At 61.9% G+C, this 22,148-nt stretch carries 24 protein-coding genes and 1 tRNA gene; 15 read left to right on the top strand and 10 right to left on the bottom strand.

The window, feature by feature from the left end; genetic code table 11:
- The first annotated feature begins 49 nt into the window (after positions 1-49).
- The 4 genes from D3Y59_RS02905 (at position 50) to D3Y59_RS02890 (ending at position 3,392) form a co-directional block, all read left to right on the top strand.
- Positions 50-427 (top strand): response regulator, encoded by a 378-nt coding sequence (locus D3Y59_RS02905; protein ID WP_119443686.1) that lies wholly within the window; start codon positions 50-52, stop codon positions 425-427.
- 88 nt (positions 428-515) lie between these two features.
- On the top strand, positions 516-1,283 hold the full coding sequence (locus tag D3Y59_RS02900) for an MBL fold metallo-hydrolase (protein WP_119443685.1): 768 nt from the start codon (positions 516-518) through the stop codon (positions 1,281-1,283).
- 6 nt (positions 1,284-1,289) lie between these two features.
- The gene (locus tag D3Y59_RS02895; protein ID WP_119443684.1) at positions 1,290-1,790 is read left to right on the top strand and encodes a hypothetical protein; all 501 of its coding nucleotides are present in this window, start codon (positions 1,290-1,292) and stop codon (positions 1,788-1,790) included.
- 9 nt (positions 1,791-1,799) lie between these two features.
- Positions 1,800-3,392 carry an NFACT RNA binding domain-containing protein gene (locus D3Y59_RS02890; RefSeq protein WP_119443683.1) on the top strand — a complete coding sequence of 531 codons (1,593 nt, stop codon included), beginning with the start codon at positions 1,800-1,802 and terminating at the stop codon, positions 3,390-3,392.
- Between the two features lie 129 nt (positions 3,393-3,521).
- Here D3Y59_RS02890 and D3Y59_RS02885 read toward each other — a convergent pair.
- A tRNA-Leu gene (locus D3Y59_RS02885) sits at positions 3,522-3,603 on the bottom strand.
- A gap of 232 nt (positions 3,604-3,835) precedes the next feature.
- Here D3Y59_RS02885 and D3Y59_RS02880 point away from each other — a divergent pair.
- Entirely contained in the window at positions 3,836-4,318 is a 483-nt protein-coding gene (locus D3Y59_RS02880; protein WP_119443682.1) for a low affinity iron permease family protein, read from the top strand.
- Positions 4,319-4,398: 80 nt separating this feature from the next.
- On the opposite strand, the gene D3Y59_RS02875 is transcribed toward D3Y59_RS02880, so the two are convergent.
- The gene (locus D3Y59_RS02875; RefSeq protein ID WP_119443681.1) at positions 4,399-5,127 is read right to left on the bottom strand and encodes a Dps family protein; all 729 of its coding nucleotides are present in this window, start codon (positions 5,125-5,127) and stop codon (positions 4,399-4,401) included.
- Between the two features lie 104 nt (positions 5,128-5,231).
- On the opposite strand from D3Y59_RS02875, the gene D3Y59_RS02870 reads away from it, so the two are divergent.
- The 5 genes from D3Y59_RS02870 (at position 5,232) to D3Y59_RS02850 (ending at position 8,944) form a co-directional block, all read left to right on the top strand.
- A complete protein-coding gene (locus D3Y59_RS02870; RefSeq protein ID WP_119443680.1) occupies positions 5,232-5,942 on the top strand; it encodes a VIT1/CCC1 transporter family protein in 711 nt (236 codons plus the stop codon).
- A 71-nt stretch (positions 5,943-6,013) separates the two neighbouring features.
- Positions 6,014-6,484 carry a hypothetical protein gene (locus D3Y59_RS02865; RefSeq protein WP_119443679.1) on the top strand — a complete coding sequence of 157 codons (471 nt, stop codon included), beginning with the start codon at positions 6,014-6,016 and terminating at the stop codon, positions 6,482-6,484.
- 66 nt (positions 6,485-6,550) lie between these two features.
- Positions 6,551-7,072 (top strand): MOSC domain-containing protein, encoded by a 522-nt coding sequence (locus D3Y59_RS02860; protein ID WP_119443678.1) that lies wholly within the window; start codon positions 6,551-6,553, stop codon positions 7,070-7,072.
- 415 nt (positions 7,073-7,487) lie between these two features.
- On the top strand, positions 7,488-8,093 hold the full coding sequence (locus D3Y59_RS02855; protein WP_119443677.1) for a TetR/AcrR family transcriptional regulator: 606 nt from the start codon (positions 7,488-7,490) through the stop codon (positions 8,091-8,093).
- Between the two features lie 71 nt (positions 8,094-8,164).
- A complete protein-coding gene (locus D3Y59_RS02850) occupies positions 8,165-8,944 on the top strand; it encodes an SDR family NAD(P)-dependent oxidoreductase (RefSeq protein ID WP_119443676.1) in 780 nt (259 codons plus the stop codon).
- A gap of 79 nt (positions 8,945-9,023) precedes the next feature.
- On the opposite strand, the gene D3Y59_RS02845 is transcribed toward D3Y59_RS02850, so the two are convergent.
- Positions 9,024-9,440 carry an OsmC family peroxiredoxin gene (locus tag D3Y59_RS02845; RefSeq protein ID WP_119443675.1) on the bottom strand — a complete coding sequence of 139 codons (417 nt, stop codon included), beginning with the start codon at positions 9,438-9,440 and terminating at the stop codon, positions 9,024-9,026.
- Positions 9,441-9,701: 261 nt separating this feature from the next.
- Positions 9,702-11,138 carry an RtcB family protein gene (locus D3Y59_RS02840; RefSeq protein WP_119446292.1) on the bottom strand — a complete coding sequence of 479 codons (1,437 nt, stop codon included), beginning with the start codon at positions 11,136-11,138 and terminating at the stop codon, positions 9,702-9,704.
- Positions 11,139-11,384: 246 nt separating this feature from the next.
- Between D3Y59_RS02840 and D3Y59_RS02835 the strand changes: the two genes are divergently transcribed.
- Positions 11,385-13,352: a DUF4394 domain-containing protein gene (locus D3Y59_RS02835; protein WP_119443674.1), complete on the top strand. Its 1,968-nt coding sequence runs from the start codon at positions 11,385-11,387 to the stop codon at positions 13,350-13,352.
- Between the two features lie 203 nt (positions 13,353-13,555).
- Here the strand turns inward: D3Y59_RS02835 and D3Y59_RS02830 are convergent, their stop codons facing one another.
- A complete protein-coding gene (locus tag D3Y59_RS02830) occupies positions 13,556-14,461 on the bottom strand; it encodes a ferritin-like domain-containing protein (RefSeq protein WP_119443673.1) in 906 nt (301 codons plus the stop codon).
- A 36-nt stretch (positions 14,462-14,497) separates the two neighbouring features.
- Complete coding sequence (locus D3Y59_RS02825) at positions 14,498-15,262, bottom strand: ferritin-like domain-containing protein (RefSeq protein ID WP_119443672.1); 765 nt, start codon at positions 15,260-15,262, stop codon at positions 14,498-14,500.
- A gap of 473 nt (positions 15,263-15,735) precedes the next feature.
- On the opposite strand from D3Y59_RS02825, the gene D3Y59_RS02820 reads away from it, so the two are divergent.
- Both D3Y59_RS02820 and D3Y59_RS02815 read left to right on the top strand, forming a co-directional pair.
- Complete coding sequence (locus D3Y59_RS02820) at positions 15,736-16,713, top strand: histone deacetylase family protein (RefSeq protein ID WP_119443671.1); 978 nt, start codon at positions 15,736-15,738, stop codon at positions 16,711-16,713.
- Positions 16,694-17,725 (top strand): J domain-containing protein, encoded by a 1,032-nt coding sequence (locus D3Y59_RS02815; RefSeq protein WP_119443670.1) that lies wholly within the window; start codon positions 16,694-16,696, stop codon positions 17,723-17,725. Before D3Y59_RS02820 ends, D3Y59_RS02815 begins: the two co-directional genes overlap by 20 nt.
- Before the next feature lie 118 nt (positions 17,726-17,843).
- On the opposite strand, the gene D3Y59_RS02810 is transcribed toward D3Y59_RS02815, so the two are convergent.
- Positions 17,844-18,770, bottom strand: a complete 927-nt coding sequence (locus tag D3Y59_RS02810; RefSeq protein ID WP_059070248.1) for an alpha/beta fold hydrolase — start codon at positions 18,768-18,770, stop codon at positions 17,844-17,846.
- A gap of 79 nt (positions 18,771-18,849) precedes the next feature.
- Positions 18,850-19,443 carry a TetR/AcrR family transcriptional regulator gene (locus tag D3Y59_RS02805; RefSeq protein WP_119443668.1) on the bottom strand — a complete coding sequence of 198 codons (594 nt, stop codon included), beginning with the start codon at positions 19,441-19,443 and terminating at the stop codon, positions 18,850-18,852.
- Between the two features lie 105 nt (positions 19,444-19,548).
- On the opposite strand from D3Y59_RS02805, the gene D3Y59_RS02800 reads away from it, so the two are divergent.
- Complete coding sequence (locus D3Y59_RS02800) at positions 19,549-19,965, top strand: DUF3592 domain-containing protein (RefSeq protein WP_119443667.1); 417 nt, start codon at positions 19,549-19,551, stop codon at positions 19,963-19,965.
- A 193-nt stretch (positions 19,966-20,158) separates the two neighbouring features.
- On the opposite strand, the gene D3Y59_RS02795 is transcribed toward D3Y59_RS02800, so the two are convergent.
- Both D3Y59_RS02795 and D3Y59_RS02790 read right to left on the bottom strand, forming a co-directional pair.
- Positions 20,159-20,626: a MaoC family dehydratase gene (locus D3Y59_RS02795; RefSeq protein WP_119443666.1), complete on the bottom strand. Its 468-nt coding sequence runs from the start codon at positions 20,624-20,626 to the stop codon at positions 20,159-20,161.
- A 78-nt stretch (positions 20,627-20,704) separates the two neighbouring features.
- Positions 20,705-21,478, bottom strand: a complete 774-nt coding sequence (locus tag D3Y59_RS02790; protein WP_119443665.1) for a LexA family transcriptional regulator — start codon at positions 21,476-21,478, stop codon at positions 20,705-20,707.
- 179 nt (positions 21,479-21,657) lie between these two features.
- On the opposite strand from D3Y59_RS02790, the gene D3Y59_RS02785 reads away from it, so the two are divergent.
- Positions 21,658-22,080, top strand: a complete 423-nt coding sequence (locus D3Y59_RS02785; RefSeq protein ID WP_119443664.1) for a YbjN domain-containing protein — start codon at positions 21,658-21,660, stop codon at positions 22,078-22,080.
- Positions 22,081-22,148 lie beyond the last annotated feature (68 nt).

Genomic DNA, 22,148 nt, shown 5'->3' with positions numbered 1-22,148 from the left:
TGTTAGTTTACGCCCCTACCAACTCACTCCAAAAATCTAGCTGTCAGTCATGTCCGACTCGAAAACCATCCTTATTGCGGAGGACAGCTCCGTTATCCTGAACCTGACCAAGAAGATTCTGGAGTTGCAGAAATACCGCATTGTGTCGGCGAAAAACGGAGGCGAGGTGGTGAAGCAGCTCGAAGCCCAACCGATCGACTGCATTTTGCTCGACATCAACATTCCGGTGAAGGACGGCATGACGGTGGCCCGCGAAATTCGCCAGCACGGCAACGACAAAATCCGCCAGGTGCCCATCATTGCCATTACCGGCAATGCCAACAACTACACCATGGACGATTTCCGCGAGGCAGGCATTACGGACTACTTGCCCAAACCGCTCGATTTCGACGCCCTGGTGCGCACCGTAAAGCAGCACATCGGATAGGTTTTAGGGCTTAGGTGCTTGGGTTTTAGTAGCTCCTTTCGGAGTACTGCACCCGGCACCTAAGCCCTAATTCTCTAAGCCCTAACGCATGCAAGTTACTTTCCTAGGTTCTGGTACTTCGCAGGGGGTGCCCGTAATCGGGTGCCACTGCGCGGTGTGTCGCTCCGTCGATTTCCGCGACAAGCGCCTGCGTGTGTCGGTGCATTTGCAGGTGCAGGGCCGCAGCATCATCATCGATTCGGGCCCGGACTTTCGGCAGCAGGTGCTGCGCGAGCAAATCGACCACCTGGACGCTTTGGTGTTCACGCACGAGCACAAAGATCACACCGCCGGCATGGACGACATCCGGGCGTACAACTTCAAGCAGCGGCAAGACATGCCGGTGTACGCCGAGCCGCGCGTGCTCGAGCAGCTCAAGCGCGAGTACGCCTACATTTTTGCCGATCAAAAATACCCCGGCGTACCGCAGGTCAAAACCATCCCGATTCTCAGCGATACGGCCGGTTTCGAGGTCGAGGGCATCGAGTTTCAGCCCATTCGGGCCCTGCACTACAAGTTGCCGGTGCTGGGTTTTCGGGTGGGGCGTTTCTCCTACGTCACCGATGCCAACCACCTCTCGCCCGAGTCGCGCGAGCGGCTGCGCGGCTCCGATGTATTGGTGCTGAACGCCCTGCGCCACGAGCCGCACATTTCCCACTTCAGTTTATCGGAAGCCCTGGAAGTAATTGAAGATGTGCAGCCTAAGCGCGCGTATCTGACCCACATCAGCCACCTACTGGGCCGGCACCGCGAAGTAGAAACCACGCTGCCGCCGCACGTAAAACTGGCCTACGATGGCCTGCGGGTTGAGGTGTAAGCGGGTATGCGCCTAATCCCGTCTGAGGAGCATTTGTTTACGTCGCCGCTGTCCGTTGCGCAGGTGTTGCAAACGGTACAGGCAAACACGGCTTCGTCGTTTGTTTTAGGGTCGCCGGAGGCTCCTTTCCGCGGCTCTTTGCAGGGCAACAACTTCGCCATCTGGCGCCTTTCGCTTTTTACTAATTGGGCCAACAGGCCGCACGTCACGGGGCGGGTTGCTCCTAATCCTAACGGCGCTGGCTCGGTGGTGTGGCTGCGGCAGCGGGCAAACCTGGTCGCTTTTTGGGCGAGCGGCACCATAGCCTTGCTGCTTGCAACGGGCATAATGGGGTTGATTTGGGACGCCATGCCCAAAAACCAGCTATATCCACCGTATTATCTGTTTCCGTTCATCATACCGGTATTCGTGTTTTCGTTCACGCTTGTCCCGTTCAAGTTGGCCGCCGCCGAAAACCGAAGTATGTTAACCGGCTTATTGAGGCTGCAACCTAGCGGCAAAGCCTAGCGCCCTACCATGCACAACAACTACTTCTTCCTGCGTTTGCTGGCTCCTGCCCTCGCCCGGCACCTAGGCGGCTACCGCGTGGTGGCGTGCTTTTCGCAGGAAAAAGATGAGCTGGTAATTGGCCTTACCAACCAGAGGTCAGCGCCAGCTAACGGCGCGGCCGAGTTTTGGCTAAAGGCCCATTTGGCCGGCACGCAGCCGTTGCTGAGCCTGCCCGAAAGCTTCCACCGCGCCCGCCAGAACTCCGTCGACCTACTGCCCGACATGCTCGGCCGCGAGGTAGCCGCAGTGGGCACCGTGCCCAACGACCGGGTGCTGCGCATCGGGTTTGCCGATGGTGCCGTTTTGCTGCTAAAGCTGTTCGGACCTAGGCCCAACGCGGTGTTCTACTCCACCCCCGATGCGCCGGGGCAATTGTTTCAGCAGCGGGTAGTAGAAGACGCGGCCCTGCTACACCAATCCGCCAAGCCCACGCCCACCGACGCGGAAGTAGCCGCGCACCCCGATCCAGCCCGGCTCTTCCCGACGCTGGGCGAGGTACCCCGCGTGTGGCTCCGCTCCCAAGGCTACGACACGGCTGAGCCACCTAGGCGCGCGGCGCTCGTGCATCAAGTATTGCAGTTGCTCGGTACCCCCGAGGCCTGCTACATCATTCAGCTGGAGGGCCGCACGCGGCTGAGCCTGTTGCCGGTGGGCACTGTGGAGCAAACCTTGGCGCCCGAGCCCGTGGCGGCGCTGCGGGCGTTTGTGCCGCTGCTGCTGGGCCGCGGCGCCTACGAAGCCGAGCTGCGCCAGCTGCGGCAACAACTGGAGAAACGCGCCGACGAAGCCACCACCAGCGCCGCCCTGGCCCGCCGCCGCCTGCACGCGCTGGAGCACGAGGCCAGTTACCGCCAAACCGCCGACCTGATAATGGCCAACCTGCACCAAATACCGGCCGGGGCGGCGCAGGTGGAGTTGCTGGATTTTTACCAGAACGACCAGCCGCGCACCATTAAGCTGAAGCCTACCGAAACACCGCAGCGCACCGCCCAAAACCTCTACCGCAAGGCCAAAAATCAGCAGATTGAAACCCAGCAACTGCAGGAGCGCGTAGAAAAGCGCGAAACCGAAGCCCTGTGGTGCCTGGAGCGCCTGGAAGAGTTGCCTGCTTTGGCCGACCTGCGCCAGCTGCGCAGCTGGCGCAAGCAGCACGGCCTCGACGCGGCCGCGCAAACCAAAGCCGCCAACGAGTTGCCTTTTAAAGTGTTCGAAGACGGTGGCTTTACCATTTTGGTGGGCCGCAACGCCCAAAACAACGACCTGCTGACGCAGCGCTACGCCCACAAAGATGACTTGTGGCTGCACGCCAAAGACGTGAGCGGCTCGCACGTGGTAATTAAGCAACGCCCGGGCCACCCCGTGCCCGAGCCCGTGCTCGAGCGTGTGGCCCAATTGGCTGCGTGGTACTCGCGCCGCAAAAACGACTCGCTGTGCCCCGTTACGGTTACGCCCAAAAAGTTTGTGCGCAAACCCAAAGGCGCCGAGGCCGGCAAAGTGATTGTGGAGCGCGAAAAAGTGGTGCTGGTAGTACCCGCCAACCCCTACGAGCGCAACGCCTAGGTGCCGCTTCCTTTTAGGCAGCCAGGCACCTAGGCACTGGGGCAACGCGCGGGTATTTTGCTTTGCGGGCCCACGCGCCAGAAACAAAAGCGGCTTGCTTTCCGAAGAAAGCAAGCCGCTTAGCTGGAGTGCGCACAGGGAGAGTCGAACTCCCACACCCGAAGGCACCACCCCCTCAAGATGGCGTGTCTACCAATTTCACCATGTGCGCAGGTCACATTGTATCGGCGCATTGGGTGCGCCCGCTCCGCCGAAGAGGGCGGCGAAGTGGCGACAAAAGTAGTAGCTAGGCTTGGTTGGTGCAAGCCCGCGGCAGCCAAATTTGCCCAGGGTTGGCGTACCACAAAGGTTATCAGGCACAAAAATTGTCGCTGGGCGGCATTCACGCATTCTCCACCCGGTGCAACGCACGGTTGCGCCCCCATTCCCACACCACACACCCCATGACTCCCAATGAAGCCTTGCAAGAAGTAGGCAGCCAAAACCAAGGTTCGCTTTTCCAACGCATTTCGCATACCATTAGCCGGTGGTCGGGCTCGTCGTGGGCCTTTATGCTGGCCTTGGGCGTGGTACTGGGCTGGGCCCTCACCGGGCCCATGTTTCAGTACTCCGAAACCTGGCAACTCGTCATCAACACCGGCACCACCATCGTCACGTTTCTGATGGTGTTTCTGATTCAGCGGGCCCAAAACAAAGATTCGCTGGTGCTGCACCTGAAGCTGAACGAGCTGATTGCGGCCACCAAAGGTGCCAGCAACCGCCTCATCAACGCGCAGGATTTCACGGAAGAAGAAATTGCCGTACTGCACCGCTTTTACTGCCTGCTGGCCGAAAAGGCCCAGCAGGACAACGACCTAGGGCGTACCCACACCGTGGAGGAGGCCGAGGAAAACCACGCCGAGAAAATGGTGAGCCACAGCGCCTAACAAGCTACCCGGCCAACAAAACGGCGGCCCGGCCTGCACATGCAGGCCGGGCCGCCGTTTTGTTGGCCGGGTTCAGCCGGTTACGAGCGAGCCAGCGGCGTATCCACGAGGTGCTCCGACAGGAACCACACCTGCATTTCGTTGGTGCGGATTACCTGGCTTACCACCAAATCGTTGGTGCCGTCGTCGCCCGATTCGGACGAGCGTTCGGCGTACTCGTGGCAGGCCCGCAAAATTATTTCGTGGGCTTCGAGCAGGCGCGAAACCTGCACCGGCGCTTCTTCCCGGTCGCGGGGCGGGCGCGGAATGCTCGTGGCCTCGGCAATGTCGGGGGCCATGGCCAGCGAAATGCCGCCCAAAATCTGAATGCGCTCGGCAATGGTATCTACCAGGGTGCTTTGCTCCTCGTAGTGCTTGTCGTAGAGCAAGTGCAGCTGATAGAACGTAGGGCCCACAACTTGCCAGTGGTGCTTTTTGTACAGATCGCGCAGCGTGATGGTATCGGCCAGCAGCTGATTGAGCATGTCCACGCTTTCCTGCCGCGTGGCATCGTCGAGGCCGATGGGCAGGCGCTGCGCCACGGTGCCGAAACGCTGCAGCACGCGCGGCGAGTTTTCTTGCTGGTTGAGCACGGGTTGCACTGCATCGGTGCCGTTTTTGGCCAGCGTTATGGGCGCGTCGATGTCGCCTGTGGATGCAGTTGCTTTGCCTGAGAGGCCCCGGGCCGATTTGGAGGCTGCGCCCCGGCCATTGGCCGAGGGCTTCGCCGCGGCGCCAGCCGAAGATTTAGCAGATGTTTTAGTAGCCATTGGGTGTGGTCGGTAGTGTTCAACGGAAACAGCCTTGCAGCTGCCCAGTTTGGCTTACGCACGGCGCGGCTGCGGGTTCGCGCCAGCGCCTATCTTCACGCCGTATGGCAGCCTACCACCAGCACCCCCACCCCGAGGAGCACCTCACCAGCTCAGCCGTTCTGCAGGACATCGTTATCGGCTTGTCGGATGGGCTTACGGTGCCGTTTGCCCTGGCGGCCGGGCTTAGCGGCGCGGTGCAGTCGTCGGAGCTGGTTATCACGGCTGGCTTGGCCGAAATCGTGGCGGGCTCCATTGCCATGGGCCTGGGCGGCTACCTTTCGGGCCGCACCGAGCTCGACCACTACGCCTCCGAGTTGCGGCGCGAATACCGCGAGGTTGACGAAGTGCCGCACGTGGAGCGCGAGGAAGTGCGCGAGCTGCTGGCCGACATGGGCCTCTCGCCGGCAACCCAGGAGCAAGCCGTGCGCGAGCTCACCGCCGACCGCGACCAGTGGGTGAAGTTTATGATGAAGTACGAGCTGGGCCTGGAGCAGCCCGACCCCAAACGGGCCCGCAACAGCGCCGCCACCATTGGGCTGGCCTACGCCCTAGGTGGCCTGATTCCGCTGAGCGCCTACTTCGCCACGGCAACGCCCCGCGAGGGCTTGGGGTGGTCGGCCGTAATTACGCTGCTGTGCTTGCTGGTATTCGGGTATTTCAGAAGCCGCCTCACGGGCCAACCCCCGTTTTGGGGGGCGCTGAAAATGGCGGGCATCGGTGCCGTGGCGGCAGCGGCGGCGTTTGGGGTGGCCCGGTTGGTGGAGGGGCTGTAGCCGCTTTTGTGCATGTGCCTTTCGGCTTCCGCCCCTTACCTTTCGGCACCCTTTAGCCGAGGCGCTCTGCCATGAACGAAGCCCACCTTCACCTACTGCTCAACCACGTGCCCATTTTGGGTAGTTTGGCTGGTTTTGTAATCCTGTTGATTGGCGCCGTGCGCCGCAACGCCACCCTAACCCAAACGGGCTTGGTGCTGTTGCTGGTTGCCGCCGCAGTTGCCGTGCCCACCCAGCTTACCGGCGAGGGCGCCGAGGAGCTTATCGAGCATCGCACCGGCATTTCGCACCGCCTGATACATGAGCACGAAGAAGCCGCCGAGCTGGCCTTTTGGGCGTTGGAGCTCACGGCCATGCCCGCGCTGGTGGCCCTGATGCTGCGGCAGCACGCCCGCGCCCGGCTGCTGGTGCTGCTTGCCGTAACGGGCGCTGCCCTCAGCTTCGGGCTGATGGCCTACGCCGGTTGGCAAGGCGGTAAGATTAGCCACCCCGAGCTGGCCGCGCCCGCGCCAGCCGAAGTAGCGGTTGCCCCCAAGCCCTAGGTGTCGGCGCGGCTGCCGCCTACCTAGGGTAATTTTTGCGTCTGTCTACCTAACCCCATTGCTGCCATGGCTTTTCCCTTTTTCGGCGACGACAAATCGGTGGTGGCGCGTTTGCTGGCTACCCTGCCGCAAGTAGGCCGCGTGGAGTGGATTGGCCTGCGCCCCGCCCGGCGGCAGCCGCTGCTCTCGGTGCCCCAAGTGGAGGCCCTGACCGACGCCCACCTAACCGGCGACCACGCCCGCCCCAAACCCGGCGGCAAACGGCAGGTAACGCTTATCCAGCACGAGCACTTGGCTTCGGTGGCGGGCTTTTTGGGTTTGCCCGAGCCGGTTGACCCCGGCCGGCTACGCCGCAACCTCAGCATCAGCGGCCTGAATTTGCTGGCACTTAAAAACCGCCGCATCGGCATTGGCGCGGAGGTGGTGCTGGAAATCACGGGCGAGTGCCACCCCTGCTCGCGCATGGAGGAAGAGCTTGGGCCCGGCGGTTACAATGCCATGCGCGGCCACGGCGGCCTCACGGCCCGCATCGTGCAGGGCGGCAGCATTCGGGTAGGCGATGCCGTGCGGGTGCTGGAGGGGGCTTAGCTTTCTAAATTCGGTAGTCAGCCCCTCGCATTTCATTCAGGAATAGACTATGGCTCGGCGCACCGCCCGGGGTCCGCTTTGATGTGCCAAATGCTAACTTAACCCAAGTTGCGGAGGGCCTTGGATGTAGCGCTGAGTGTTACTCGGCGCTGGCGCCAAGGGCGCCAATTCGGCACCGCGCCTTATGGCATACCACCACGCAGTACCGCATGACGGCTGTTGGCCGCCACGCCAAGTAGCACTCAGCGCTACTTGGGGCGCTGCGCAACTTATTGTTAAATCATTCAGAGGGCCTTTTGTTGATCAGTAAAGCCCTTTACTAATTCAATCCAGAGCAGGATCCTATGATATTCTAATTTTCAAACATTAATGTTTTTTGTTTGAAAATTAGAAAACATCGTATCTTTGCTGCACGATGAGTGCCAAAAAAGACGACAAGCGCGACGCCATTCTGCAGGCAGCCGCCCAGTGCTTTAGCCGCTTCGGCTACGACAAAACCACGCTGCAAGACATTGGCGATGCCGCCAAGCTCAACAAGGCTTCGCTCTATTACTATTTCCGCAACAAGGAAGACCTGTTTGTGCAAGTAGTGCTGCTGGAAGCCGAGCGCTACCTAGGAGCGCTGCAAGAGCAGGTGCAGCCGCTGATGCGCGCCACCGACAAAATTGTGGCCTACCTCACGGGCCGCCTCGAGTATTACCGCCAAGTGCTCAACCTGCACCAGCTTAGCATCGAGAACCTGCAGCGCCTGGAGCCCATGTTCGACGACGTGTACCAGGCCGTGCGCGGGCAGGAGCTGGCGTTTTTGGGCGAGCTGCTGAGCGAGGGCGTAACCGACCGCGAGTTTCTGAAGCTGCAGCCCGAGCGCACCGCCGACGCCCTGCTCACGGTGGCCGACGGCATCAAGCACGAGGCCGTGCAACGTGCCCGCACGCGCTTTGCCCACGAGGTCGACTACGCCCCCGTGCAGGAGAAACTGACTTACACCCTCACGTTGCTGCTCAACGGACTAAAAAAATAACGCTTCCGGCCGGGTGGGCCACTGCCCTAGGTCCGGCGCGTTGCCTATCCCAACCCCCAACCCACACCTTCATGAAAACCGCCCTTATCACCGGCGCCAGCTCGGGCATTGGCCTGGAGCTTGCCCGCCGCTTTGCCCGCGAAAAACACCGCGTGGTGCTGGTGGCCCGCAACCGGCAAGCCTTGGAGCACCTGCAGCAGGAGTTGCAGCAACAGCACGGCGTTGAGGCCGTGGTGCTGCCCGCCGACCTAGGCCAGCGCGAGGCCCCGCAGCAGTTGTTCGAGGAGTTGCAGCGCCGCGGCATCGAGGTGGACTACCTCATCAACAACGCGGGTTTTGGTGACTTCGGCTTGTTTGCTGAGGCCGACTGGGCCAAGCAGGAGCAAATGCTTGATGTGAACATCCGGGCCCTTACGCACCTCACCAAGCTGTTTGTGCCCGGCATGGTGCAGCGCCGTTCGGGCCGCATTATGCAGCTGGCCAGCACGGCCGCGTTTCAGCCTGGCCCGCTGATGGCGGTGTACTACGCCACCAAGGCCTACGTGCTGAGCTTTTCGGAGGCGCTGGCCAACGAGCTGCAGGGCACGGGCGTAACCGTAACGGCGCTGTGCCCCGGCCCCACGGCCTCGGGCTTTCAGGACGCGGCTGCCCTCAACGATTCCAAGCTGGTGAAGGGCAAAAAACTACCGACTTCGGCCGAAGTTGCCGAGTACGGCTACCGCGCGCTGATGCGCGGCGAAACCGTGGCGGTGCACGGCCTCATGAACTCGCTGATGGCACAATCGGTACGCTTTGCCCCGCGCAATATGGTAACGGCCCTGGTGCGGCGCATGTCGGAGCGGGCGCACTAGCCAATGGCCAAAGCGGGTAGCAACCTGCGGATAAGCCGGCGAATATTAATAGCAAACTATATTCGCAATCCACTTAAAGTCAAGCCAGTGAAGCCTCGCAGCGAATATCCACTTTAAGCGCCTTCGACACGGGGCAGTTTAGTTTAGCGTCGTCGACGAGGGAGTGGAAACGGTGCGCATCGAGGCCGGGCACGGCGGCGCCCACCCGCAGGTGCGAAGCTGTGATGACGCCTTCTTCGAGCACGATTTCGCAGGTGGCATCGATGTACTGCGGCGCGAAGCCGGCAGTTTGCAGGTTGAAGGCGAGCTTCATGGCAAAGCAGCCGGCGTGGGCGGCGGCAATCAGCTCCTCGGGGTTGGTGCCGATGCCCTCGGCAAAGCGCGAGTTGTACGAATACTGCGCCGATTGCAGCACGGTGCTCGGGGTGTTCAGCTGCCCGGTGCCGGTAGTGCCGTTGCCTTCCCAACGAGCCGTTGCAACGCGTTTGATAGCCATCAGTGGAGTAGTGGAGTTAAAGAAATAAGCGCCGCAGTAAAGCCACGGCACCACGTGCAATCGGTAAAACTGCCTGCCGCATGGGCAAACGCCCAGCAGCACCTAGGGCAAGTTGCCCAAAAGTGCTTGCGGCAGAGCAACCCTAGGTGCCGCCGCCCCTGCCGGGCTTTGGTGCTACGCAAATGCGGCGGGCGAGGATGCTGGGTTGGGTAGCATCCGCGTCCGCCGTGCTCCGTTGAGGGGCTTATTGTGCCGCGCGGCTTACTCGCCGCCGTATTTGCTTTTGCCCGAGCCGCCCGCATCCATGCGCACAATGCGCGGCGTGAACGAGCCCAGCACATCCACCAAATCACGCTGGTGGGCCATTACCTGATGGATGTCCTTGTAGGCCATGGGTGCCTCATCCAGCCCGCCGCCGATGAGCTCCACGCCTTGGTCGCGCAGCAGCCGGCGCAGCTCGCCTTCGGTTACTTGCTGCTTGGCTTGTGTTCGCGATAGGCGCCGCCCTGCCCCGTGCGAAGCCGACTGAATGGAATCCCGCTCGCCGCGGCCGCGCACGATAAAGCCAGGGGCCGTCATGGAGCCGGGGATAATGCCCAGCACGCCTTGGCCTGCCGGCGTAGCGCCCTTGCGGTGCACAATGGCTTCGCGGCCGTCGGCCAGCGTCTCCTTCCAGGCAAAGTTGTGGTGGTTCTCTACCTGCGCCAGCGGATTGTAACCTAGGGCTTTGCTGAGGCGGCGGTGGATGTCGTGGTGGCAGGCCGAGGCGTAGTCGCCGGCCAAATTCATGGCGCGCCAGTACTCCTGCCCTTCCTGCGAGTCGAGGTCGAGCCAGGCGAGGTAGCGCGCTTCGGGGGGCAGCGGGCACTTGCTCATGGCCACCTTGGTGTAGTGCTGCGCAATGGCGGCACCCAGGCCCCGCGAGCCGCTGTGCGACAACAGCCCGAGGTACTGACCTAGGGGCAAGTTCAGGTCGTTTTCTTCTTCGGTGATATCGACAATGCCCCACTCCACAAAGTGGTTGCCCGAGCCCGACGAGCCCAGTTGTTTCACGGCGGCCTCGTGCTTGCCGCGCACCACGCCTATTTCCTTGAACTCGGGCCGCTCCAGCACGGGGTCGTCGGCGGGGTTCTTGAACACTTCTTTGTTGCCGAAGCGCGTGTGGTTGTGCAGCAGCTTCTTGAGCTCGTCGCGGCGTTGCTCGAGGTAGCGCGGCGGCAGCTCGAACACCGACAGGGCCATGCGGCAGCCGATGTCCATGCCCACGCCGTAGGGAATCACGGCATTATCCACGGCCAGCACCCCGCCAATGGGCAGGCCATAGCCCTGGTGCGCATCGGGCATGAGGGCCCCGTCGATGGACACGGGCAGTTGCATAGCCGTGTCCATTTGCTTGCGGGCGCCGTCTTCAATAAATGACTCGCCGTAACGGCGGTAGTCTTTGATTTCGGGGTTCAGCTTTACGTCGCGGCTGGGTTGGGGCACCAGCTCCTGGGCCAGGGGGCGCCAGGTTTGGTCGCGTACGTACTTGTAGGGGTCGGCTTTTATTTCGCGCAGCAGCGCCAGGGCGCTGCCCTTATCGAGCTTGCGCAGCTCGCGTTGGTCGAGTATGTCGAGGGCCAGGCTGATTTGCTTGTCGTCGGTGAAGCCGATTTGACGCAAATCCTTGCCGTGCAGCTTATTGGTGTTTTTGGCCATGATGCGGATGGGAAGGATGGTAGTGGGTTTACTGCTCCTGCCATGGCCTAGGTTGCGCAAAGCCTGCTTGGTGCCTGCGGCAGGGATTGTGCAGCAACTTCAGCAAGGCACATAGATGAGGTTGAATATTTAATGCGGATTTAATGCCTTTTGGCAATCCACTGTGCATGGGCGATGCGTAACTCTTACCCCACTGGCTAAGTAAGCCAGCGTAGCTGCACGCCATTTTCATTCTTACCATATCCCATGCAAACACCAGTACTGTTGCCCTCTATTCGTCCGATTTCGCGCCGTATGCGCCGCGCCGCCTTGCTAGGTTCGGTGCTGGGCTTGGCCGCCTTGGCACCCGCCACGGCCCAAACCCTCTACGGTTTGTCGGGCACTAACCTTGTTACCTTCCAGGCCTCGGCCCCGGGCACGCTCACGGCCACCACGGCCATAACGGGCGTAGCCACCGGCCAAACCATTGTGGGCATGGATGTACGCCCCAACACCGGCGAGCTGTTTGCCCTGGGTTACAGCGCTGCCACCACCACGGCGCAGCTCTACCGCATCAACGTGAGCAGCGGCGCGGCTACGGCTGTGGGCACGGCCCTCACCCTGAACCTAGGCGGAGCCACCGACCGCATCGGGTTCGACTTTAACCCCACCGTGGACCGCATTCGGGTAACCAGCACCAACCGCGCCAACCTGCGCCTCAACCCCAACGACGGCGCCCTAGCCGCCACCGACGGCCAGCTGACCTACGCCCCCGCCGATGCCAACTCGGCCCAAACGCCGGGCGTGGGCGCTTCGGCTTACACCAACAGCTACATCGGCACGGGCAGCACCACGCTCTACAACGTGGATGAAGTGAACAGCCGCCTGGTGTCGCAGGTACCGCCCAACGACGGCACCCTGAACACCATTGGCGCCCTGGGCGTAACCACCAGCGGCGCCACCCAAAGCACCGACCTCGACATTGCCTACAACGCCACCAACCAAACCAACACGGCCTACCTGGTGGTAACAATGGCGGGCACCTCCACGGGCACCACGCTTTACACCGTAAACCTGACCACCGGCGCGGCCACTGCTGCGGGTGCCGTGGGCACGGCCGCCAGCATGGTTACCGACATTGCCGTAGCCATCGACCGCACGGTGCCGGCCACGCTTACCGGCCGCCTGATTTACGCCGTATCGGGCACCAACTTGTTGTCGTTCGATTCGGCCCTGCCGGGCACCATCCGCACGCTTACGCCCATCACGGGCCTCACGGCGGGTCAGGCTTTGGTAGGAGTTGATTTTCGGCCCGCTACCAACCAATTGTTCGCCCTGGGTTACAGCGCTGCCAACACCACGGCGCAGCTCTACCGCATTAACCTGACTACCGGCGCGGCCACTACCGTGGGCGCGGCGCTTACCCTCAACCTAGGGGCTGCCACCGACCGCATCGGGTTCGACTTTAACCCCACCGTGGATCGCATCCGCGTCACGAGCACCAACCGCGCCAACCTGCGCCTCAACCCCAACGACGGCACCCTGGCCGCCACCGACGGGCAGTTGAACTTCGCCGCCACCGATGCCAATGCCAGCGCCACGCCGTCGGTTTCGGCCTCGGCTTACACCAACAACCTGAGCGGCGCCACTACCACCACGCTCTTCAATTACGACGACGCGCTGAACGTGCTGGTATCCCAAACGCCGCCCAACGACGGCGTGCTGAACACCGTGGGCAGTTCGGGCATTACCGTGAACCGCACCACCAACTCGGTTGATTTCGACATCATTACCGACGGCACTACCAACTTGGCCCTGCTCGCGGCCAGCACCGGCACCGCCACTTCGGACAACATCTACTCCGTAAACCTGACCACGGGCACGGCTACGCTGGTGGGCCCCGTTGGCGGTGGCATCAACATCAGCGGCATGGCGGCGTACTCGCAGGCGGGCCTGCCCACGGCAACGGTGCCCAGCGTACTGGCCGCGCAGGTGTCGCTGTACCCGAACCCGGCCCAAGGCTCGGCCAACTTGGTGCTGCCAACCGAACTCACCAAGCAACCCCTCACCGTGCGCGTGCTGAACGCCCTAGGTCAGGAGGTTAGCCTGCAAACCCTCTCGGCACGCGGCGCGCAGCCAGCAGCCATTTCGCTGGCGGGCGTGAAAACCGGCCTGTACTTGGTGCAGGTAACCACCGCCGAGGGCCAGCTGACCAAGCGCCTGTTTGTGGAATAGCAGCGCCCTAGGTGCGTACAATAAAAGCGGGGCCGACGAACAGATGTTCGTCGGCCCCGCTTTTATTTTCAGTTCAGAAAGTGCGTTTGCGCCCAGTACCGTGATTTGCGGCGCTAGGAGCCGGCCACTGCGCAGGCGAAAGCGCTTCCCCGGTTTGCCCTCGCGAAAGGGCAAACCGGGGAAGCGCTTTGAGCCAACCTGCCTTAGCCTGCCAAGCCTAGGTCGGTTTTCAGGAATACGGAGCCAATGCGCACCACGGTAACCATGTCCAGCGGTTCGTCGAAAGCCTCGGTGGCGGCATCCATGGTGACCTTGCTCAGCTGCATCACGTTGATGCCGGCCTGCATAACGTTGGCCTCGCTTGGGTACTTGCGCGGATCAACCCCGGGCCCGTACACCGGCGCCGTGAGCGGGGGCTGCGGGCCGCCCTCGTCGTCGCCCACAATCCAGCTTTTCGGGTCGAAGCGGCGCGTGCCGGCCACCTCTTGCGGGCCGCCCCGCCGCATGGTGCGGATGTGGGACACGTGCCGGGCTTCTACGGCATGAATCTGCAGGGCGGCTTCCAAAATCTGGTTCGTGCCGATCAGCTCCGGAGCGGCCCCTTTGTAGGCCCGCACGCCGGTGTCTTCCAAAGCCTGGGCTACCGCCAGGAAGGAGTAGTAGTTCGTGAATACGTCCGGCACCGGAGAGGCCGAGCGGCTGGCGGTAAAGTCGTAGGCCCGCCGGCCGGGGTCGGGGGTGGCGCTGCGGCCGAGCACGGAGCGCAGAAAGTTCACGTGCGCGCGCTCGTCGTTGGCAATTTGGGTGATGTCTGCGCGGGCCTGCCCGGTTATCATGCCCGGCACAGCCAGGGCCAGCTGGTAAAAGTTGGACTCGAGGTATTCCAGTTGCAGGGCGTAGTTGAGAATCAGCCGGATGCGGTTGTTGAGGGTAGGCGTTTGGGCGTAGGCCCGGTTCAGCATTCCCCCCAGGGCGACGGGCACGGCGGCCGCGGCCAGCTTGCGGCCAAAGCCGGCGAAGTGCTTAAAGATGGCGCGGCGCTCGTCGAGGCGGCCGTACACTTCCGGGTCCACCTTCTCGATTTCGTGTAATATGGCTAGTAAATTCATCGTTGCTGCGGTATCGGGTGAAACAATGCGCCGGCCTTAGCCCCGGCTCAGGCCGCTCACGTTCAGCTTGGAGCCCGGCTGCAAAAAGCGGTTGGCCTGGGCCACCACTTGCGCCGGTCGCAGCGACTGGTTGAGCCCCGTACGCAAGTCCACCACATCGGGCCCCACGAAGGTGCCATCCTGAATGATGTCACGTATTAAGGCGGCGTGGCGGGCTTCCACCGACACAATTTTGCCGGCAATGGCCAGCAGTTCCGGGCTGCGCAGCAGCGGCCCGGCGCCGTTGTAGGCAGCTACGCCTAGGTCCTCGAAAGTGCGGGCTGCCGTGAGCACGCTTGTGCGGCTGTCGAAGTCGATGCCCGAAAAGTCTGGTGCCAGGTTGGGAATGGGCGTACCGCCCAGCGCCGCGATGGCCGCCTTGAAGAAATCCCGGTGCACTAGTTCGTGCTCGTGAATGTCGTACAGGGCGTAGTTCTCGGCCGCAGAGGCGCGCAGGTGGTAGCTACCCGCTAGCACCTGGGCGTAGAAAGCAGACTCGAGCTGTTCCAGGGCGTAGGCGTAGTTGAGCACGCCGAAGTCGCCGGTGCCTACGTCGACGAGCGCGTTCGTGCCTTCGTCCTGTGAGGTGACGGCGTTCAGCTCCAGGTCGTCGGCCGGGTCCTTGGCACAGCCGGCCAGGGCCAAGCCGGTCAGGGCCAGGGCTGCGCTCCCGTAGCGCAGAAAAGTGCGGCGCTCCACTGGGGCCTGCAGGTTGGCCGGCACGTGCTCGTCCGGAACGGGAAGGGGTTTAGATTTCAGCATATCAGGTTTTTTGGTTGGTATAAATCAAATTGTAACAACCTACGACCCCGCCCTGACATACGGATGTTAAACCTACTGATAATTAACTTATTGACGAGCATAATTAGGTATAAATACGGAGCCATACCTCAACCCTTACACTTGGTTTTGTACTATTACACTTTGATTAGCGCATGTTCGCTGCGCCCACCGCTGGCGCCGGCTGATACCTGGCTGGGGTTGCCCACTTGCTGGGCCACCACTACCCGCAATTGGCCGCGACGGAGAACACGAGTGAAGCAAGCTGCGCAGCCTTTCTTTGCACTGGCACTACATGCCCGGCTGCTGCTTTCTCAGCCTCACCTGAGCTGCCTGCACCATTCGGCCCTCTCTGGCTAATGCTGATGCGCGTGCAACAGACCACGTTGCAGCTTCCCTAACTCTCATCCGGAGCGAGGCGAATCTCGTTTTACATGTCTTCAGCGCCTACCCGCATGCCCTGCCTCGCTACCTCCGACCGCTACACCATTGCACTACCCCAAGGCCACCGCTTTCCCATCGCCAAGTACGAGCTGATTCGGGAGCAGCTGCTGTGGCAGGGTATTGCCCCGCCCGAAGATTTTTACGACCCCGGCCTGTGCGCCGAAGAAGACGTACTGCGCGTGCACACCGCCGAGTACTGGCACAAGGTGCGCGACCTGCAGCTCTCCCCTGCCGAGGTGCGCCGCCTAGGGTTGCCGCAAAGCGAGCAGCTGGTGCTGCGTTCCTTGTCCTCGTCGGCGGGCACGCTGCAATCGGCTTTGCGGGCCTTGCGCGACGGCGTGGCCCTGAACTGCGCTGGCGGCACCCACCACGCCTTTGCCAACCGCGGCGAGGGTTTTTGCGTGCTCAACGACATTGCCATTGGCGCCGCCCACTTACTGCACCACGGCCTGGCGCGGCAGGTGCTGGTGGTCGACCTCGACGTGCACCAGGGCGACGGCACCGCGGCTATTTTCCGGCACGAGCCGCGGGTGTTCACCTTCTCGATGCACGCCGGCGCCAACTACCCGCTGCGCAAGGAGCAATCGGACCTCGACGTGGAGCTGCCCCTAGGCATGGGTGACGCCGCTTACCTAGGGCAGTTGCAGGCCGTGCTGCCCGGCCTTATCGAGCGCGTGCAACCCAATTTTATCTTCTACCAGGCCGGGGTAGATGTGCTGGCTACCGACAAGCTCGGCAAGCTGGCCCTCTCGCCCGCCGGTTGCCGCCACCGCGACGAATACGTGCTCGGCCTGTGCCACACCCTCGGGCTGCCCGTGGCCGTGAGCATGGGCGGCGGCTACTCCGAGCGCATCGCCGACATCGTGGATGCCCACTGCAACACCTTTGCCGTGGCCTACGCGCTGTGGGGCGCCGCTTCTTGCCGACCTTTGCCCGCTGCTTCGCCTTCTACCGCTGCCGCCGACGCCCATGCCCCTACCCGAGTTTGAAGAGTTTGATGCCCGCCACACGCCCAAAACCCAGCGCGAGGTAGGCCGGCACGGCCAAACCCCCGAACCCACCGGCACCCCGGCGCAGCAGGCCTTTCGGCAAGCAGTACAGGACGTAGAAAACCTGCGCAACCAGGTGCAGGAGCTGGAGCAAGCCCAGCGCGAAGCCAAAAACAAGTACTGGCGCCAGGTAGGCCCGCTGGCCGATGCCGTGGTAGCCGCCCGCCGTTCGTTGTTTGAACCGCTGGAAGCCGCGCTTACCACCGGCTACTTCAGCCGCCTGGAAGAGCAGCGCATCGAAGAGCTGCTGCTGCGCAATGCGCTTACATTGCAGAACCGTTTCGGCGAAGACGTAGCCGAGCTCATCCGCCGTTACGCCCCGCAGCAACGCCCAGCCGAGCCTAGGTCGGCTAAGGCCGACGACAAACATGCAGCTGCTTCGGATACCTGGCACGAGCACGCCGAGCACCACGCGCACCAGCGCGGCAAGCGCAAATCAAAGCAGGAACGCGAGCAGGAAGCCGCCGCCCGAGCACTCGCGGCCGACCAGAAGCGCCTGCAAGCCGGTACCAAAGCCGTGTACCGCCAACTGGCCCGCGCCAACCACCCCGACCTGGAGCGCGACCCAGAGCTGGCCCGCCAGAAAACCGAACGCATGCAGCGCATCACCCGCGCCTACGAAGCCGACGACCTCTACGCCCTGCTGCAACTACTGGCCGAGCACCGCCAAGGCGACTCCGACGCCGAATCCGATGAGCTGCTGATGCGCTACACCCGGGCGCTGCAGCAACAGCAAACGGAGCTGAAGCTGCGCCTGCAACAACTGAAATTCGGCGACCGGAACGCCTTTATGGGTACCGGCAAAAAACAGGAAGCCGAGTTGCGGCAAGTGAAGCGCAGCCTACGCGGCGAAGCTGAGTACCTGGACTTAGTGCAGAAAGCCGTGCAAGACCCGGAGAACCTGCGGCAGTTGCTGCGGGAGCTGGATGAAGCCGGCCACGAGGAGATTTAGGGCAGCACCTTGAACGGGCTTAAGCCCGCGTTTGCTAGAACGGTATCGTTGAACAGGACACGCAACAACGGAATCGTGCTAGCAAACGCGGGCTGCAGCCCGCTCTACAGCCGTTCAGTTACCCTAAAAACTCCACTACCTGCCGAATCACCCCTTTGTCGCGCATGATCTTGTTATGACCTAGGCCATTGGTGGGCCGGAAATCCAGGCCGGGCCAATTGCGGGCAACTTCCTGCGCCTCCGTGAACGGCACTGAGTCGTCGTTGCAGTCGTGGAGCAGCATTACGCGCTCGGCCTGCACGCGCGGGCCGGCTTGGGTTAGGCTGAAGCTCTCGGCATCGCGGCCGTGCTGCTCGCGCACGTGGCGCGCCATGCGGGCCAGCACTTTTGGCGAGAGGTGTAGTAAATCAGCAAAGCGCTGGGCCACGGCGGGCGTGTTGCCGGGGGCGCTCATCAGCACCAGCCTAGGCAGCCCTTGGCCCTGGTTGAACACCACCGGCAGCCCCGCGGTGGTGGCGGCGCCAAAGGAGTGGCTAACCACCGCCCACACCTCGCCTAGGTGGTTGGCTACGGTTTGGGTGGCGCGGCCGTACTGCGGCAAGTTGGTGCGGCGGCCCGTGCTGGAGTCGCCGTGGGCGGGCCCATCGAAGGCTACTACGCGGTAGCCGGCGCGCACCAGCGCATCCACAAACACGCCCCAGAAGGCGGCTCGGTGCTCCCAGCCGTGCACCATCAGCACGGTGCGCTGGCCCTTGGGGTTCCACTCGTAGGCGGCCAACGAGCCCCGCTCAAACGGTACCCGGAAAGCCCGGGCCGTGGCTAGCGCAGCCTCTTCCCACTTTTTGCGGGGTAGCCGCCGCGGCGTGCAGAACATGCGCCACGCCTCGCGAAACGCCAGTTCGGTTGAAATAGCCGAAAGCACTCGGAACTTCAGCCGCACCCAACCAATGCCGGGTGGCTCGGCATACCGGAACTCCGAAGGCGAAACAAGTGGGGGCATGAGGGTCGCGGCGCGGTCGTACGCGGGCGAATACGTATTCACCATAACTAGGGTAATGTTATAAGGTGACATATGGGGCGCCGCATTGGCGCCGCTTTCTTACTTACGAAGCCACAGCCGGCGCTCAGGCGGGCTCCAGCAGCTCGGTGCGCAGCTGCGCTACAATGCGTTCGTACTGGCGGGCATCGTACACGCGCGCTACCTGCAGCGCACCGGCCAAGGTGGTGAGCACCTGCGAGGCTTTCGAAACCGGATGCCCCCTGAAGTGCATGGTGCCTGCTTCGCGCCCGGCGGCCAACACCCCAGCTACCCACTCGGTTAGCTCCGTGGTGAAGGTGCGCAGCTCCTGCTGCATGGCTTCGGGCAGCGTCTGAAACTCAGCGGCCAAGGCCCCGAAAAAGCACACCTGCTGCCGTTCGGTTACGCGGCCATGGTACACCTCGAGCAAAGCATCGAACTGCTGCGCGGGCGTAAGCTCCGTTACGCGCGGTAAGCCGCGCCATTTGCGCAAGCGGTTGAGTTGCCGCCGAATGATGGCCACGCCTAGGTCTTCCTTGCTCGGAAAATGGTAGTGAATGGCCGCCGGCTTCACCTCCAGCTCCTTGGCAATGTGCTGGTAGCTGAACGCGTTAAACCCACGGGCCAGCATAAATTGCTCGCCTAGGTCAAGTATGCGGGTGCGGGTATCGAGAGCGGAGGATGTTGCTTGGGCAGACATAACGCCCAAACGTACTTACTTACTAGTAAGTAAGCAATAGCTTAGTGCTTGAATATTTGCTGACGGGCACTAGCTTTCGGAGTTTTTGACTCCGCCTCTCCCCTCATGAATCCTTCTTTCCACGTCGAGTCCGTTGTTTTCGTTGCCATGGGGCTGTTCTTCATGTTCACGGGCTTGTATGCTCGACGCAGTCAGCAAACGCGCGCACAACGCGGCGTGCGCAGCAAGGCTACCCTCATCGGGCAAACGCCTTCGCGCAGCGGCTTGCTTACCTCTATGGTGCAGTTTTCCGTCCGGGGTGGCGGCCAAATCACCACCGATACCGAGTCGCTCGGGGAAGCCGGCAAGTACACAGTGGGCCAAGAGGTAGAAGTAATCTATGATCCGCAGAACCCCGAAAATGCCGACTTCGCCACCGAAAAACCGACCGGCATTGGCTTCGCTGTGGTTATTGGGTTGGGCTTTCTCGTTGTGGGGACTTTGCAGCTACTGGGCTATCTGCCCCTGTTCGAGCAAGAGTAGCGCGGCACTTAGGGCTGTGCAACACGCAAAATCTGAAGGCATCTATTCAGCCAATGCGCCTCAAGCGGGACAACCTTTGCGGTAAATGGATGTAGCGCGGGCTACGCTACTGGCACCTCTTACAAAAGCAAACCGCCGGCACTTCACCTCGAAAGGCAAGTGCCGGCGGTTTGCTTTATTTAGCTGTAGCTACCTAGTCGTTGAAGTGGTACAGAAAGGTGACAATGCCCGTGTAGGCGGGCTTCTTGCTGTCCTTCACTTCCAAAATCACCTCGATGCTCGCTTTGGCAATGCCGCGTAGGTTCTTCACCGACAACAGCTTGGCCAACAAGCGCACCTCGCTGTTCACGGCCACGGGCTGATTGAAGCGCAGGCTCTCGATTTCGTAGTTCACCTGCATCTTCAGGTTCTCGATGCGCACAATCTGCTGCCAGAGGTAAGGCAACAACGCCACCGTGAGGTAGCCGTGCGCAATGGTGGCCTTAAACGGCGACTCGCGTTGGGCGCGCTCCGCGTCGGTGTGAATCCACTGAAAATCGAGCGTGGCGGCGGCAAAGCTGTTGATTTGCTCCTGGCTGATGGTGTGGTACGCGGAGGTGCCTAGCATTTGCCCCTCGTACTGCTCGAGGTCGGCAAGGCTGCTGATGGTAAGTTGGCTCATGCGGTTGTGGGGAGTAGCAGGCGGGCCGCTGACGTGTTGCCCGCGCGTTTTGCGGCGCGAAATATACAGCCGCCCGGGCTACTGCAACCGCGTTAGCAGTTCTTCTACTTGCCGCTCTAGCTTGCTTACGCGGTCTTCGAGCACGGCCGGCGGGCGCAGGTGGGTGCTGAATACGGCCTTTACCTCCCAAATTTCCAGGGCCTGCCCCAGGTCAAATTCCTGCACGGGGTAATCGGGGTTGTCGGCGCGCAGGCGCAGCACGGGGCTATCGGGCAGGCGCTCGGCCAGGCGGCGCACCAGCAAGCGGTTTTGGGTCACGAATGCGTACACCTCGCCCACGCGCAGCACGGGCGCGGCCTTATCCACGGGGCAGCACAGCACCACATCGTGATGGCGCAGCGTGGGGTGCATATCGGCCCCACTAAGTTCGAAAGCCCGCGTGGCCGGCCCGAGGCGGTGCGGAAACGTAAGGGCAGTTAGCTCGTCGATGAACTGCGGGTTGTGGTGGTGCACAATGTACTCGAGCACCCGGTCGGCGGGCACTAGCGGCGTTAGGTGGGCCTGTTTGTCGGCTTCGGCTTTCACATCGGGCGCTGGCGCAGCCTTCAACTCCTGCTGAAATATATCGAAACGGTAGAGGTCGTTTACGGTAAGCTCTCTTGTTAGTAGCAAGTCAACCGATAAGCCAAAATGCTGAGCAATCTGAATCAGCGTCTCCATTTTTGGCTCGGAGCGACCTTCTTCGTAGGCCCCAACGCTTGGTCGGGCCAAACCAAACAATTCAGCGAAAGCTGCCTGGCTCAGCTTTTTAACTGCACGAATCTTCCGAATATTATTTCCGATGTAGGACATTCTGCCGAAAAAATTTTGCGCTCAAACTTTGAGCACATCTAAAACTTTCAGTAATGTTGCGTCGTAAATCTACCACAAACACCGCAACCACCACCTGCCACCGCTACTTTTTTGAGCATTGGCAACCCAGCTAAGTTTGGTTACCTTCCGCTACTACCACACCGCCAATACTGCCGCATATGCCCAACCGCTACTTCGCTACTGTTAAGAACTACTTGCTGGCACTTGGTTTCGATATCCGCCACGCCGACGAGCACGACGGCGTGTTGGTGGTTGACAACCCGGCGCTGGGCATCCGCAACCTGGTGCTGGGTTGTGGCGAGCCGCTCCTGATTATGGAGCAATACCTGCTGGAGCTGCCGACACCATCGTGCGAGGTGTACCAACGCCTGCTGCAGAAAAACCGCGACATCATTCACGGGGCTTTTGCCCTCGACGAGTCGGGCCGCAAAGTAATTTTCCGCGACACGCTGCAAATCGAAACCCTCGACCAATCGGAGCTGGAAGCCGTGCTCAACTCGCTTAGCCTGCTGCTCACGGAGTTTTCCGACGAGCTGATTGAGTTTTCGCGCGGCGTGGCCGCGCCCGTGCTAGCCTCTTAATTCCTGCCTGCAGCTTACTCGCAGCCGGTTTGCCAACAGCCCTAGGTGCCCGGGGCATGGCCGCGCCT

The sequence above is a fragment of the Hymenobacter oligotrophus genome, assembly GCF_003574965.1.
Lineage (GTDB): Bacteria > Bacteroidota > Bacteroidia > Cytophagales > Hymenobacteraceae > Solirubrum > Solirubrum oligotrophum.
The sequence above is the reverse complement of the archived record's forward strand: the minus strand, read 5'-3'. Positions and strand labels throughout refer to the sequence as shown.

Bases quoted from the DNA above. Each gene is read 5' to 3' on its own strand.
- D3Y59_RS02905 (WP_119443686.1), top strand. From the start codon at position 50: ATGTCCGACTCGAAAACCATCCTTATTGCGGAGGACAGCTCCGTTATC.
- D3Y59_RS02900 (WP_119443685.1), top strand. From the start codon at position 516: ATGCAAGTTACTTTCCTAGGTTCTGGTACTTCGCAGGGGGTGCCCGTA.
- D3Y59_RS02895 (WP_119443684.1), top strand. From the start codon at position 1,290: ATGCGCCTAATCCCGTCTGAGGAGCATTTGTTTACGTCGCCGCTGTCC.
- D3Y59_RS02890 (WP_119443683.1), top strand. From the start codon at position 1,800: ATGCACAACAACTACTTCTTCCTGCGTTTGCTGGCTCCTGCCCTCGCC.
- D3Y59_RS02880 (WP_119443682.1), top strand. From the start codon at position 3,836: ATGACTCCCAATGAAGCCTTGCAAGAAGTAGGCAGCCAAAACCAAGGT.
- D3Y59_RS02875 (WP_119443681.1), bottom strand. From the start codon at position 5,127: ATGGCTACTAAAACATCTGCTAAATCTTCGGCTGGCGCCGCGGCGAAG.
- D3Y59_RS02870 (WP_119443680.1), top strand. From the start codon at position 5,232: ATGGCAGCCTACCACCAGCACCCCCACCCCGAGGAGCACCTCACCAGC.
- D3Y59_RS02865 (WP_119443679.1), top strand. From the start codon at position 6,014: ATGAACGAAGCCCACCTTCACCTACTGCTCAACCACGTGCCCATTTTG.
- D3Y59_RS02860 (WP_119443678.1), top strand. From the start codon at position 6,551: ATGGCTTTTCCCTTTTTCGGCGACGACAAATCGGTGGTGGCGCGTTTG.
- D3Y59_RS02855 (WP_119443677.1), top strand. From the start codon at position 7,488: ATGAGTGCCAAAAAAGACGACAAGCGCGACGCCATTCTGCAGGCAGCC.
- D3Y59_RS02850 (WP_119443676.1), top strand. From the start codon at position 8,165: ATGAAAACCGCCCTTATCACCGGCGCCAGCTCGGGCATTGGCCTGGAG.
- D3Y59_RS02845 (WP_119443675.1), bottom strand. From the start codon at position 9,440: ATGGCTATCAAACGCGTTGCAACGGCTCGTTGGGAAGGCAACGGCACT.
- D3Y59_RS02840 (WP_119446292.1), bottom strand. From the start codon at position 11,138: ATGGCCAAAAACACCAATAAGCTGCACGGCAAGGATTTGCGTCAAATC.
- D3Y59_RS02835 (WP_119443674.1), top strand. From the start codon at position 11,385: ATGCAAACACCAGTACTGTTGCCCTCTATTCGTCCGATTTCGCGCCGT.
- D3Y59_RS02830 (WP_119443673.1), bottom strand. From the start codon at position 14,461: ATGAATTTACTAGCCATATTACACGAAATCGAGAAGGTGGACCCGGAA.
- D3Y59_RS02825 (WP_119443672.1), bottom strand. From the start codon at position 15,262: ATGCTGAAATCTAAACCCCTTCCCGTTCCGGACGAGCACGTGCCGGCC.
- D3Y59_RS02820 (WP_119443671.1), top strand. From the start codon at position 15,736: ATGCCCTGCCTCGCTACCTCCGACCGCTACACCATTGCACTACCCCAA.
- D3Y59_RS02815 (WP_119443670.1), top strand. From the start codon at position 16,694: ATGCCCCTACCCGAGTTTGAAGAGTTTGATGCCCGCCACACGCCCAAA.
- D3Y59_RS02810 (WP_059070248.1), bottom strand. From the start codon at position 18,770: ATGGTGAATACGTATTCGCCCGCGTACGACCGCGCCGCGACCCTCATG.
- D3Y59_RS02805 (WP_119443668.1), bottom strand. From the start codon at position 19,443: ATGTCTGCCCAAGCAACATCCTCCGCTCTCGATACCCGCACCCGCATA.
- D3Y59_RS02800 (WP_119443667.1), top strand. From the start codon at position 19,549: ATGAATCCTTCTTTCCACGTCGAGTCCGTTGTTTTCGTTGCCATGGGG.
- D3Y59_RS02795 (WP_119443666.1), bottom strand. From the start codon at position 20,626: ATGAGCCAACTTACCATCAGCAGCCTTGCCGACCTCGAGCAGTACGAG.
- D3Y59_RS02790 (WP_119443665.1), bottom strand. From the start codon at position 21,478: ATGTCCTACATCGGAAATAATATTCGGAAGATTCGTGCAGTTAAAAAG.
- D3Y59_RS02785 (WP_119443664.1), top strand. From the start codon at position 21,658: ATGCCCAACCGCTACTTCGCTACTGTTAAGAACTACTTGCTGGCACTT.